The sequence below is a fragment of the Bacillus sp. 11C genome (assembly GCF_055486375.1).
On the sequence record NZ_JBUPVZ010000005.1, the window covers coordinates 224,349 to 237,224 of the forward strand.

Annotated in this window: 14 protein-coding genes; 4 read left to right on the top strand and 10 right to left on the bottom strand. The window is 45.2% G+C overall.

Annotated elements, in window-relative coordinates; translation table 11 throughout:
• Positions 1–39 precede the first annotated feature (39 nt).
• The 4 genes from ACY3LV_RS09880 to sigO all read right to left on the bottom strand — a co-directional run bounded on the left by ACY3LV_RS09880 (position 40) and on the right by sigO (position 3,416).
• Entirely contained in the window at positions 40–1,782 is a 1,743-nt protein-coding gene (locus ACY3LV_RS09880; RefSeq protein WP_464863708.1) for an ATP-binding response regulator, read from the bottom strand.
• The gene (yvrH, locus tag ACY3LV_RS09885) at positions 1,779–2,492 is read right to left on the bottom strand and encodes a two-component system response regulator YvrH (RefSeq protein WP_087991174.1); all 714 of its coding nucleotides are present in this window, start codon (positions 2,490–2,492) and stop codon (positions 1,779–1,781) included. Before yvrH ends, ACY3LV_RS09880 begins: the two co-directional genes overlap by 4 nt.
• A gap of 154 nt (positions 2,493–2,646) precedes the next feature.
• Positions 2,647–2,883 (bottom strand): sigma-O factor regulator RsoA, encoded by a 237-nt coding sequence (gene rsoA / locus ACY3LV_RS09890; RefSeq protein ID WP_464863709.1) that lies wholly within the window; start codon positions 2,881–2,883, stop codon positions 2,647–2,649.
• Entirely contained in the window at positions 2,880–3,416 is a 537-nt protein-coding gene (gene sigO / locus ACY3LV_RS09895) for an RNA polymerase sigma factor SigO (protein WP_202328044.1), read from the bottom strand. The genes rsoA and sigO overlap by 4 nt, the downstream gene beginning before the upstream one ends.
• 203 nt (positions 3,417–3,619) lie before the next feature.
• Here sigO and ACY3LV_RS09900 point away from each other — a divergent pair, with 203 nt between their 5' ends.
• From ACY3LV_RS09900 to ACY3LV_RS09910, 3 genes are all read left to right on the top strand, one after another.
• Positions 3,620–3,775 (top strand): YvrJ family protein, encoded by a 156-nt coding sequence (locus ACY3LV_RS09900; RefSeq protein WP_003221632.1) that lies wholly within the window; start codon positions 3,620–3,622, stop codon positions 3,773–3,775.
• A gap of 119 nt (positions 3,776–3,894) precedes the next feature.
• Positions 3,895–5,052 carry an oxalate decarboxylase gene (oxdC, locus tag ACY3LV_RS09905; RefSeq protein WP_464863710.1) on the top strand — a complete coding sequence of 386 codons (1,158 nt, stop codon included), beginning with the start codon at positions 3,895–3,897 and terminating at the stop codon, positions 5,050–5,052.
• A 60-nt stretch (positions 5,053–5,112) separates the two neighbouring features.
• On the top strand, positions 5,113–5,523 hold the full coding sequence (locus ACY3LV_RS09910; protein WP_087991117.1) for a regulatory YrvL family protein: 411 nt from the start codon (positions 5,113–5,115) through the stop codon (positions 5,521–5,523).
• 33 nt (positions 5,524–5,556) lie between these two features.
• Here the strand turns inward: ACY3LV_RS09910 and ACY3LV_RS09915 are convergent, their stop codons facing one another.
• From ACY3LV_RS09915 to ACY3LV_RS09940, 6 genes are all read right to left on the bottom strand, one after another.
• Positions 5,557–6,786 carry an ABC transporter permease gene (locus ACY3LV_RS09915; protein WP_458866569.1) on the bottom strand — a complete coding sequence of 410 codons (1,230 nt, stop codon included), beginning with the start codon at positions 6,784–6,786 and terminating at the stop codon, positions 5,557–5,559.
• Entirely contained in the window at positions 6,779–7,468 is a 690-nt protein-coding gene (locus ACY3LV_RS09920; RefSeq protein ID WP_087991119.1) for an ABC transporter ATP-binding protein, read from the bottom strand. Before ACY3LV_RS09920 ends, ACY3LV_RS09915 begins: the two co-directional genes overlap by 8 nt.
• Complete coding sequence (locus ACY3LV_RS09925) at positions 7,452–8,645, bottom strand: efflux RND transporter periplasmic adaptor subunit (RefSeq protein ID WP_333518421.1); 1,194 nt, start codon at positions 8,643–8,645, stop codon at positions 7,452–7,454. The genes ACY3LV_RS09920 and ACY3LV_RS09925 overlap by 17 nt, the downstream gene beginning before the upstream one ends.
• Positions 8,646–8,816: 171 nt before the next feature.
• On the bottom strand, positions 8,817–9,626 hold the full coding sequence (locus ACY3LV_RS09930; RefSeq protein WP_464863711.1) for an ABC transporter ATP-binding protein: 810 nt from the start codon (positions 9,624–9,626) through the stop codon (positions 8,817–8,819).
• Between the two features lie 15 nt (positions 9,627–9,641).
• Positions 9,642–10,652, bottom strand: coding sequence for a FecCD family ABC transporter permease (locus ACY3LV_RS09935; RefSeq protein ID WP_464863712.1), 1,011 nt, complete (start codon positions 10,650–10,652; stop codon positions 9,642–9,644).
• A complete protein-coding gene (locus ACY3LV_RS09940) occupies positions 10,652–11,698 on the bottom strand; it encodes an iron ABC transporter permease (protein WP_333560871.1) in 1,047 nt (348 codons plus the stop codon). The genes ACY3LV_RS09935 and ACY3LV_RS09940 overlap by 1 nt, the downstream gene beginning before the upstream one ends.
• 204 nt (positions 11,699–11,902) lie before the next feature.
• Here ACY3LV_RS09940 and ACY3LV_RS09945 point away from each other — a divergent pair, with 204 nt between their 5' ends.
• Positions 11,903–12,850 carry an iron-hydroxamate ABC transporter substrate-binding protein gene (locus tag ACY3LV_RS09945; RefSeq protein ID WP_458866573.1) on the top strand — a complete coding sequence of 316 codons (948 nt, stop codon included), beginning with the start codon at positions 11,903–11,905 and terminating at the stop codon, positions 12,848–12,850.
• Positions 12,851–12,876 lie beyond the last annotated feature (26 nt).

The window sequence follows — 12,876 nt, forward strand, 5'->3', positions numbered from 1 at the left end:
TATTGTTATTCCCGTCAAAGAGGCGGCCAAACCACATGTTTATTGCTTTTTAAAAAGGATGGTAATGACCGTTCCAATGTTCATTCTGCTGTTCACATGAATCGTCCCGTTATGCAGATGGACAAGCTCCTTGGCAATGGCGAGTCCGAGGCCCGTTCCGGCAGATGAATCTTTTGTGTTCGTCCCCCTGTAGTAACGGTTAAACAAATGGGTGATCGTTTCTTCATCCATTCCCTTCCCGTTGTCCTTAACCTTCAACGAAATATGATTTTTAGTTTGTTCCAGAATGACCTGAATCTCTGTTCCTTTGTCGTTGTGCTTCACCGCATTTCCAAGGAGGTTTTCTAATATACGCCTGAACCACCCTTCATCAAGCGCAAATTCAATATGCTCTTCATTGGATACAAAGGAGATATCATACCCTTCAGAAAACGGATTTTTCTTAAAATCCTCAATAACGTTTTTAAAAAACGGGATCAGGCTTGTCAGATTTCTCTCAATTGGAAGGGCATCATTTTTCAGCCGATACGTTAAATTTAAGTCTTCAATCAGCTTGGACATGTATTCAGATTTTTCCCTGACAACCTGCCCCATTTCTTTCACTTCCTCCGGCGACCAATCATACTGCTTAGACTCAAGCATCATGCTGTAGCCGTAAATGCTGCTGAGCGGTGTTTTTAAATCGTGCGACAAACCGGCAATCCATTCTTCCCTTGTCGCCTGGATTTTTTCTCTATTTCTCTTATCCCGTCTCAGCGTTTCAGTCAGCTGATCCATGGATTCAAAAATCTCACCGAAGAAGCGATACGGCTGTTTGATTTTCCCCTTTTTGTTTTTGCTGACAGGAAGGCCGCTCCGGTTTTTCGGTTCCTCAAGCTTCCCTTTTGATAGGTTGACCAGCCATTTAATCGTGTGAAAAATCGGCAGCCCGAATCGGAACATATACCAAACTGTCATCCAAATGATATACAGGAACAGAACACCCATGATCAAAAACATCGCCTTTAGAACAACCTTCAGAAATGATTTGTTAAACTCCTGATCGGTGACGTAGACAGGGTTCGGCACCGTAGCGACCATCCATCTGTCTTGATCAAGGATCTTAACCGAAATTTCCCGTTTATAGTTCCAAGGTTTGGAGCTGTATTTGAGCAGCTCCAGCTGGTTCATCGTTTTTCTTTCACTTTTTGTGCTGTTGACGCTGTCAAGGATGTTTCCATTGCTGTCTAATAGGTAAATGGCACCTTTTTCTTTCTTAATATAGTCGATGGTACTCGGCTTATAATGTGCTGGAACGTCTATTTTTTGTTCGCGTTTTCCAATGGAAGTCAGCAGCTGTTCGCTCTTTAATTTCCAGCCTGATAACAAAAGGTACGACTTGTCTTCAATATTGATGGCCCAATAATTCACCTTATAATGATTAAGCTTTTTGGTTTTATAAATAGATAGAAGCTCTTTCTTGGTATGGGTGTTTGGCACTTCTTTAGGCACACTGTAGGAATAAGCGGTTTTCCCTTTGGAATCAATGATTTGCATCCATCCGTCCTGTTTATCGACAGATTTCTTCAGAAAATTATCCACTTCCCATGCCCCGTCTTCGTTTACATCGAGATATGCCTCAAGTGTGTCGGTCGTTGCCTTCGTCAGCCCTGAATTGGATTCCGCATCGCTAAAGCGCGAATCTAAATAGAAAAACGATGCAACCAGCATAACCGTGAGCAGCAGGATCACAATCAGCATCTGCCCGAAAAAGTGAAACAAAAATTTCCATCTTAACCTCATGACCGCTTGCCTTCAGGATTCGGGATAAACCGGTATCCTAGACCGCGAACCGTTACAATATACTCCGGATTGCTAGGATCGCGCTCAATTTTTTCCCTGAGCTTGCGAATATGAACCATGACGGTGTTGTTGTCGCCATAGGAAGGATAGCCCCACACTTTTTCATAAATTTGATCCTTGGAAAGCACCACATTAGGGTGTTCACAAAAATACTGCAAAAGCTGCAAAAGCTGGGCTGAACAAGCGACGGCACTTCCGCCTACAATCAGCTCGGCATTTTGCGGAGAAAATGTAAAATAATCATATGTATAGGTTTGATTTGAACTTGTTTCTTTCGACTGGTATGTGCGCTTGAGGTGGGCTCTGATTCGCGCCGCTAATTCCAGCGGATTAAATGGTTTTGTGATATAGTCATCAGCCCCAACCGCAAAGCCCGACAATTTGTCCGCGTCGGATGATCTTGCCGTCAGGAAAAAAATCGGAGCCTCTGAATACTCTCTGATCAGCGTGCAGGCTTCAAAACCGGACATCCCGCCCATCATGACATCCAGCACGATCAAATCTACCTTATTGGCCTTCACAACCGGAATCGCTGCTTCTGCGCTTGCCGCATCCAGTAAATTTCGATAACCTTCTTTTTCGAGAACGCGTTTGATCATATCCACAATCGCTTTCTCATCGTCTACGATTAAAATTGATGCATTTTCCACTTTTATGTTCCTTTCTGTCACTGTTTTTTTCATCTTATCATTATATCGTTTATTTTTGGTGCATTTTTGAATAGAAGGCGTCTTGCCAGGGTGGGAGAAGCAGAAAACGGGAACGTGGCAGTTCCCGTTTCTCGTATTTTCAGATGATAAATGGTTATGAGTTCTCGTCTACCATATACAAAATAAACTCCCAAAACCCCGGAACGTCCTGGCACAAAAGCATATCAGCCTTTTCAAACATTTTGATCTTCAGCTCTTGCTCTAAATCTTCTCTTTCTTGATAGGACGTATTGCTGAGTTTTTTTCTGATCATCGGTGAAAAGCATTCAATCAGATGTTCAATGTCAAATTTATCGTCTTTTTGGTTCTTTTGTTCCAACTCGCCGTTCACAGCTTACTTTCCCCCTTTTTTTGAGCCGCTAGCTGTTTTCTGATATTCTCAAGCCCTTTTTTATGAATGTTGGAAATGTTTTGCCGTGACTCCCCTAATGAATCGGCAATCTCTTGCATCGTGGCACCGTGAAGATAGACTTTCGTCAGCACGCTTTTTTGTTTGTCAGTCAGCTTCTGGATCGCTTGGTAGAGCTGATAATCATGAACATGCTGGCTCAAGTCATCCTGCATATCTAAAAATGCTTCAAACGCATCGCTTCCTGTTTCGGAAGGAAGTCGATCTCCCGTTTCCGGATGATCGACCGTCAGCGGATACCGTTTTTGGTTTTTGCGAACCCGCTTATCAAAATCAATAGAAAAGATGCGAATCATTGAATTCATATACTTGACGATGCGGATTTCCTTATAAAATTGTTTAAATTGCTCGTCCAATGATTTTGCATCTTTTTCGTTCGGGCTTTCCATTACGTTTTTGAACAAACGGTAATGCTGAGGATTGCTCAAAAAATGCTTCACGATGGGATGCTTCATTATCTCCTTACATTTTGATCGCAAAAGACCTTGATAGTCCATCAAACCGCCTCCCTACTAAATTAAATGAAGGAAAGCAAAAAAAAGTAAACTACTACTTTCCGACTAGCACTTGTCTTAAATACGCCAGCCGCGAGTTTACGTTTTCTTGGATTTCCTTCACTTACATACATGACTTCAAAAAAAGAAGGGAGGTATTTTCCATGGATCAGGTTTTTATAGAGGAAGTCGTAAAACAGATCGGCAATCTGGGATTCCCTGCGCTGATTGCAATGTACCTGCTGACCCGATTTGAGAAAAAGTTTGATCAGCTTATCGAACTGATGACAGAACTAAAAGATCAGAAAGCAAAAAATTAATTTTCAATCGAAGTTGACTTTTCACTGGTTTTTTTCACTTAACAAGACAGAAGGGAAAACGAAAGGCCTTTCACCTTCTCTTTCTGCTATCGCGTTTAAATTAAAGGAGGAAACATTTCATGAAAAAACAAAACGACATTCCGCAGCCAATCAGAGGAGACAAAGGAGCAACAGTAAAAATCCCGCGCAATATTGAAAGAGACCGCCAAAATCCTGATATGCTCGTTCCGCCGGAGACTGATCATGGTACCGTAAGCAATATGAAGTTTTCGTTCTCTGATACTCACAACCGATTAGAAAAAGGCGGATATGCCCGTGAAGTCACCGTACGTGAGCTGCCGATTTCAGAAAACCTCGCATCTGTAAACATGCGGCTGAAACCTGGCGCCATTCGCGAGCTGCATTGGCATAAGGAAGCAGAATGGGCTTATATGATTTACGGACGTGCAAGAGTCACGATTGTGGATGAACAGGGGCGCAGCTTTATTGATGATGTAGGCGAAGGAGATCTTTGGTACTTCCCGTCAGGCCTGCCGCACTCTATTCAAGCGCTGGATGAAGGAGCTGAGTTCCTGCTCGTGTTTGACGATGGATCTTTCTCTGAAAACAGCACGTTCCAGCTGACAGACTGGCTTGCCCATACACCTAAGGAAGTCATTGCTGCGAACTTTGGCGTAACACAAGAAGATATTGCCAATTTGCCAGGCGAAGAGAAATATATATTTGAAGAGCCTGTCCCAGGAAATTTGAAAGATGACATTGTAGAAGGGCCGAAAGGTGAAGCGCCTTATCCGTTTACCCATCGTCTTCTTGAACAAAAGCCAATTGAATCAGAGGGAGGAAAAGTATACATTGCAGATTCAACAAACTTCAAAGTGTCTAAAACGATCGCATCCGCTCTCGTTACGGTGGAACCCGGCGCCATGAGAGAGCTGCACTGGCATCCGAATACGCACGAGTGGCAATACTACATCTCCGGCCAAGCAAGGATGACCGTTTTTGCATCTGACGGCCATGCGAGAACGTTCGACTACCAAGCCGGTGATGTTGGATATGTTCCGTTTGCAATGGGGCATTACGTTGAAAACACTGGAAATGAACCGCTAGTCTTTTTAGAGATCTTCAAAGACGACCATTACGCCGATATATCTTTAAACCAATGGCTTGCTATGCTTCCTGAAACATTCGTTCAACAGCATCTTGAATTAGGCAAAGACTTTACCGATATCCTTTCAAAAGAAAAACATCCGGTTGTGAAAAAGAAATGCAGTAAATAAAAAACTGCCGGCCTGCAGAGAGCGCTCGTTCTCTGCAGGCCTTTATAAGGAGATGAACCAGTGAAACATCAAATGTCTTCAAATCGATTATTGCGGCTCTCTATAAAATACTTTTTGGCCGCGGCGGCAGTGGTGTTGACCTATTTTGCCGTCATCTATATATTGTTTTCCATAGCAGGAACGAGCTACCGTTCAGCGGCTCACGTCCTGCTTTTTGCCCTGTTATTTCTTGTCCTCGGCCTATTCTTAGAACCATTTGAACGCCTGATGATACATAGCTTTACATTTTTCAAGACAGACAAACACTTATTCATTCTTCTAGCCGGCATCGTACAGCTGCTGTTTTTGTGGATGACTGCTCATACGACAGACGAAATGATCAGCGACATCTGGCTGTCCACCACAGAAGAAATGATTGTCGCAGCCGTTTTTCTGATTTTAGACAAATGCAATTCGGCCCTTCCCACCTAAAAAAAGAACGCATTCCAAATGGATGCGTTCTTTTTATTCATAGCGCAGCGCGTCTACAGGCTGAAGCTTAGATGCCTTGATGGAAGGAAGCAAGCCGAAGATAATGCCGACTGCCATTGAAAAGATGAGTGCCCCGACAACAGCCGGAACGGAGACGATAAAAGGCATTGGAAAAACGACCGTCAGCAGCTTAGCGATGCCGAAGCCCGCCAGCACACCAAGTATGCCGCCAATGCTTGTCAGCACGACCGCCTCAGTTAAAAATTGAAATAAAATCACACGCCGCTTAGCACCGAGCGCTTTCTTAATCCCGATTTCCCTCGTACGCTCTGTGACGGAAACGAGCATGATGTTCATGACGCCGATACCGCCGACCAAAAGTGAAATACTGGCGATTCCGCCAAGCAGCAATGCAAATGACTGATTAAAGGACTCCACTTCCTGCGCGATCTCCTGAAGATCCATCACACTATACTCTGCTTTTTCTAACTCAGCATCTGACAGTCCTTGGTTTAAAAGATCAGCAGCCATTACGCCGGCTTCTTGGATATGCTCAGAAGAATCAGCCTGCACAGCAATCTGTGTCGGCGCGTCAAATCCTTCAATGAGCGGCCACACTTTTTTCGGAATGTACAAAACCGGGTTCGCATAGTCGCCTTCAAACATGCTTTCCTGCTGTTTTTTTTCTGTGAAAACACCGGCGACCTTAAACGGCACACCATTCATCTCAATGTTTTTATGCAGAGCGTCTCCGTCTGGAAACAGTTCATCTCTGGCAGCTTCATTGATCATCGCCACTTGGTGTGTGCTGTTCAATTCGTTTTCCGCCAGCTTTCTCCCTTCGGTTATACGGATTGGGAACATATCAAAGTAATCACCGTCAACTCCGTATACCTGAGGGTACGAAACGTTTGTCAAATGAAAGACGCTCGCGCCTTCAGACAAGTAATATAAGGATAATCCTTTGACCATAGGATCAGATTTAATCGCCTTTACTGTTTCGTCAGCTACAGGCGGTGCAGTCGTATACGAAACCTGATAGCCGCCGCCCTCCTCTTCTCCGCCCGACGGCTGGTAGACAACATTGATCGCGTTATTTCCCATACCGATCATGCTCTGCTTTAATTGTTCGCTTTGACCCTTCAGCATCGATACAATCGCGATGATTGCCGCTATGCCGATAATGACACCGAGCATTGTCAGAATGGATCTTAGTTTATGAGAGAAAATCGATTGAAAGGAGATTCGAATATGTTCAAGCATGGCTGATATCCCCTCTCTCATCTAATACCAATTCTCCATCTCTGATAAAAACGGTTCTGTCAGCTTTTTTGGCAACGTCCGGGTCATGGGTAATCATAATAATGGTCTTGCCTTCCTGATGCAATTCAGAAAACAGCGACAAAATTTGTTCGCTTGATTTGGTATCAAGCGCCCCGGTCGGTTCATCAGCTAAAATAAACCTCGGCTGATTGACAAGGGCTCTCGCTATCGCCACCCGCTGCTTTTGCCCGCCGGACAGCTTCGGAGGCTTGTAGGAGACCCTGTTTTTCAGCCCGACCTTTTCCAGCGCTTCATAGGCTCTCTGCCTTCTCTCTTTTTTCTTCACTTTATTGTAGATCATCGGCAGCTCGACATTTTGCAGCGCGGTGAGACGCGGCAGCAAATGAAAGGTTTGAAACACAAACCCGATTGACTCGTTGCGGATTTCGGCTAAGGCACCGTCTTTCCCTTTCAATATATCTATCTGATCAAGCGTATAGGTTCCGGAGGTTGGCCTGTCCAAACAGCCGATGATATTCATTAGCGTTGACTTACCAGAACCGGAAGGCCCCATAATAGCCAGAAACTCACCAGCTTGGACCGTCAGATTAATATGTTTTAAGATCGGAACTTCTTCTTTTCCCAGCTTGTACGATTTCGAAATATTATTCAATGTCAGCATTGACTGTAACCTGCTTTCCTTCCTTGACCGCGGGATCAGGATAGATCACATAATCTTCCAGCGTCAAGCCGCTCTTAATTTCCACCATGTCATTTTCATCAGTCTCTCCGATTTCAACAGGCTGCTTGACCGCTTTCTGCTTCTCATCCGCTTTCCACACGTACGGTTCTCCGTCATCCTGTATGACCATGTCGGAAGGCAGCTTAATCGTGTCCGCATCAGCCTCATCACTCATCACTTCGATGTTGACATGATAGCCGACTTCGAGACCTTTATGGCTGTCTAATAAAATGGTGAAAGGATAGTTAGAGGATTGAGGGTTCATTTCTTCTTCAGCAAAACTTTCTGATTCCTCACCCTCGCCTGTTCCCGCTGGAAGCTTGCCGATCGAAGTGACCTTTCCTTTCCACTCGCCTTCACCGCCTGTTTTCAGCGTGACTCTGACTTTGCTGCCTTTTTTGATTGTGTCCATTAACAGCTCGTTGATTTGGCTTTTGACTAGGTATTTGCCCGTCGAAACAATCTGGATATACGGTCCTGCTGCCTGGTCGCCCGTTGCTCCGGCGGCGATATCCTGATTGACGCTTTGAACGATCCCGTCATGCTTGCTTGTTATGACATTGGAACCTTTGTTTTTCGTCAGGGCAGCCAGCTCTTTTTGATGCTGCTTCAGCTCAAGCTGGCTTGTTTTCAAATCGAAATTGGCCTGATCAAGCTCATCTTGAAGCTGTGATTTCTCTTCTTTTCCAGCCGTTTTCAGCTGTTTTTCCGTTTCCGTTATTGATTTTTGCAAGCGGTTGATTTGCAGGTTTGTCATTTCGATTTGCAAATTGGCTTGTTCAACTTCGTCAGAATGATCCTCACCCTCATACTCAAAAAGCTTATCGCCCTTTTTGACCTGATCGCCTTCTTTGACGTATGTTTTTTTAATGCTGCCTTTTTCAGAATCGATATATACTTTCTGCTGCTTCTCAGGTTCAACCTTTCCAGAAAACGTTTGGCCTGATTCTGATTCTCCTCCCATGTATACCGCTACCGATTCTGCATAGGGCTCCGACGATACGGCAACTTGGTTGATGTGGGTAAAAAAGTAAACACCGCCGGCGCCGATCCCAGCTAATACAAGCACACCGGCACATATCGCACCGCCAATAAGCCATTTTTTCTTCTTGGACACAACGATCTCCTCTTTCTGTAAACTATGTAATATTTTCGAAACATTATAACCAATATTATCTATTAATTCAAAAAGACTTGCAATCTTTTTATTGAAATGAAGGAATCAAATAGAAAAATTGTATTTTCACGGCCGAAAATAAAAAATCCCGGCTCTGAACCGGGATTTTTCTTACACAGAAATAAGCGCTTTTTCATTTTTAATCAGGTCATAGGTCAAGCATACAGGTTTATTGGTACGGGGATCGGTCACGATTTCGGCATCAATCTGAAATACCTGCTTCAAAATGTCCGGTGTCATGACCTCCAGTGCGCCGCCCTCCTTGATGACCGTGCCGTTTTTGAGCGCGATCATATAATGAGAAAAACGGGCCGCGTGATTCAGATCATGAATGACCATTAATATCGTCCGCCCCTGTTCTTTGTTGAGCCTGTCAAGCAGCTGCAGAATTTCAAGCTGGTGTGCGAGATCAAGGTACGTTGTAGGTTCATCCAGCAGCAGCAGTTCCGTCCCTTGCGCAAGCGCCATGGCTATCCACACGCGCTGACGCTGTCCGCCTGACAGTGCCTCAATCGGCCGTTCAGCGTATTCAGCCATGCCTGTTTCTTCAAGCGCCCATTTGATAATCCGGCGGTCTTCATCATGTAACCTGCCGAATCCTGATTGATGCGGAAACCTTCCGTACGACACCAATTCATACACCGTTAAACCGCTTGGCGCTTCAGGTGTCTGCGGCAGAATCGCCATATCTTTCGCAATGTCTTTTGTAGACATTTTATGAATCGCTTTGCCGTTTAAATAGACGGCACCTTTATGTGTACGCATAATTCTGGACATTGTTTTTAATATTGTTGATTTCCCGCAGCCATTCGGGCCAATTAAGGTGGTGATTTTCCCTTTAGGAATCGAGATATTTAAATCTTCTCCAATCACCCTGTCACCATAACCGATTCCAAGCTGTTCCGTTGATAATGAATTCATATTCGGCCCCCTCCTCTAATTCGCTTTCATCAATAAATAAATAAAGTAAGGCGCGCCTAGCACGGAAATGACAAGTCCGACCGGAATTTCCGAAGGTGCCAATACATTTCTCGCCAGCGTATCAGCGAGCAAAAACAGAAATGCGCCGATGAAGGCGGAGACCGGTATCAGCGTCTGGTGACGCGGACCGGTAAGCCTTCTTGCCACGTGGGGCGCGATCAATCCGAGAAACGCGATGCCCCCTGCAGCTGCCACGCATGAAGCGGCAAGAGTGACCGCCGCCAGAAGGAGAATCCGTCTTTCCCTTTCAACAGCAGTGCCAAGCCCGGTCGCTAATTGGTCTCCGAGCTGCAAAATGTTCAAATAACGTGCCTTATATAAAGTAAACGGAAGCAAGATCACAATCCAAGGAAGGATCGCCCAAATCATATTCCAGTTCGCCCCCCATATCGAGCCGGATATCCAAACCGCGGCCTGCATAAAATCATGAGGGTCCATCTTGAGCTGAAAAATCAGCAACAGAGCGTTAAAACCAGCATTCACGCCAATACCTACTAAAATCAGCCGAATCGGTGTCACGCCTTTTTTCCAAGCCAGAAGATAAATGAGAAGCGCGGCGAGAAATGCGCCAGCCAAAGCACTGAACGGCAGCATAAATGTTCCGAAAAAGCTAAGATCTGAAGCTGACCCTTGAAAAAAGTATATAAAAAGCACAACAGCAAGCGAGCCGCCGGCGTTAATTCCGAGAATGCCGGGCTCAGCCAGATCATTTTGAGAAACGCTTTGCAAAATGGCGCCGGCAACAGCGATTCCTGCCCCAACGAGCAAAGAAAGGATGATCCGGGGCATCCTGAACTCAAATAAGACAAGTTCATCACGCGCCGTTCCTTGGCCGAAAAAGACTTGAAGCGTTTTAAGCGGTGCAATTTTGATGACGCCCAAATTCAAACTGATAAAAAAGACCAGCACGATGAGCAGAAAGGTCACAGCCATCACAACGAGCGGTTTTTTCGTTTTTGTTTTCATTACAGCCCTCTCCTTTCCCGACGTGCCAAATAAAAGAAAAAGGGAACGCCGATGAGAGAGGTCAGCGCGCCGACAGGCGTTTCAAAGGGCGCGTTGACGAGTCTTGCCGCAATGTCAGCAAAAACTAGCAAAACGGCGCCAAGCACCGCCGAGCAAGGAATGATCCACCGATAATCCACACCAACCAAAAACCGGGTAATATGCGGAATGATCAGCCCGATAAATGCGATGGTGCCGGCAATGGAAACCGCAGCTCCCGTCAAAATCACAACGACAAGCATGCCAACCAGTTTCACCGCTGATGTATACTGTCCAAGCCCTTTCGCCAGCTCGTCTCCGAGACTTAACACTGTCACAGACCGAGCGATGATAAACGCAAGCGTTAAACCGACCGCCCCTGCGAGAAGCAAGAGATGAATACCTGACCATTTCACACCCGCTACCCCGCCTGCATACCAAAAACTTACATCCTGAGCGACATCAAAGCGGATTGCAACGGCGGTTGAAATGCCTGTAAAGAAATAAGAAACTGCCGATCCCGCCAGAGCAAACTTTACTGGCGTAAGTCCGCCCCTTGAAAACATGCCAATCCCCATTACTGTTGATGCCCCCAGCCCCGCTCCTGCAAAGGACCATAGCACAAGCCCCATCGTCGAAAGCCCGGGAAAAAAGGCAAATGCAATTGAAATGGCAAACGCAGAGCCTGATGTAACTCCCATAATCGAAGGCTCTGCCAAAGGGTTTCTCGTCATCCCCTGCATGATCGCTCCCGAGACTGCTAACAAAGCGCCGACAAGCGCGGCGGCAGCCGTTCTCGGCAGTCGAAGATCGTGTATGATTTGGTGGGATGTCTCTGTCGGCTGAAAATGAAAGATGGCGTCCCACACCGTGCGCAAATGAATATCCGCAGCACCGAGAGATATAGATAAAAGCGCGCCAAGGCATAGTAAACACATCCCTGCAATAAGGACAATGACCGCGCCAAATGACCTTGACGTCCATTGGTTTTCTTCTGATATCGTCTGTATATTTTTACTTTGACTCAACAGCCGTACTTCCTTTCCAATAATGATAATGATTATCAATTACTGATCAAGTATATCATTTTTTTGCGCTGTTGTAATAGAGCGTTTTGAACAAAAATGAGCATATAATTGCAAAATTACCGTGTCAACTGGCTCTTGCGATGGTATAATCACATTGATAATGATTCTCTTTATCACCCATTTTCCGGAAAGAAGGTATGAGATATGACCCATATATATAAGAAACTCGGAGCCGCGTTTTTTGCCGTGTTATTGATTGCAGCACTGGCAGCCTGCGGGAATAACACAGAAAGCAAAGGCTCTTCCTCTGATTCCAAAGACGAAGAAACCGTTACATACAAGGCTGAAAACGGAAATGTGAAAATCCCTAAGCATCCTAAACGGGTGGTTGTCATGGCTGACGGCTACTACGGCTACTTCAAAACACTCGGCATCAACGTCGTCGGTGCGCCTGAGAATGTATTTAAAAACCCTTATTACAAAGGAAAAACCGACGGCGTTACAAGCATCGGAGACGGTACTTCCGTTGAAAAAGTCATTGATTTGAATCCTGACTTGATTATCGTCTGGACAACGCAAGGCGCTGATATTAAAAAGCTTCAAAAAATCGCGCCGACTGTCGCGGTAACATACGATAAGCTTGACAATATCGAGCAGCTGAAAGAATTCGCAAAAATGACAGGAACTGAAGATAAAGCAGAAAAATGGCTGACTGAGTGGGATAAAAAAGTTGCGGCGGCTAAAACAAAAATCAAAAAAGCTGTGGGTGACAAAACAGTCTCCATTATGCAAACGAATGGAAAAGACATCTACGTATTCGGTAAAGATTTCGGAAGAGGCGGAAGCATCATTTACAAAGATCTTGGCTTGCAGGCTACAAAGCTGACAAAGGAAAAAGCCATTGATCAGGGTCCCGGATATACAAGTATTTCATTAGAGAAGCTCCCTGACTTCGCGGGAGATTATATTTTCGCGGGTCCATGGCAAGCAGGCGGCGACGATGGCGGCGTATTTGACAGCTCCATTTGGAAGAACCTAGACGCCGTTAAACACGACCGTGTCTACAAGATTGACCCTATTGGCTTCTATTTCTCTGATCCGATTTCATTAGAAGGCCAGCTGAAGTTTATTACGGAAAGCTTAACAAAATAAACAAAAGAGCCGCCTGCCCGCGGCTC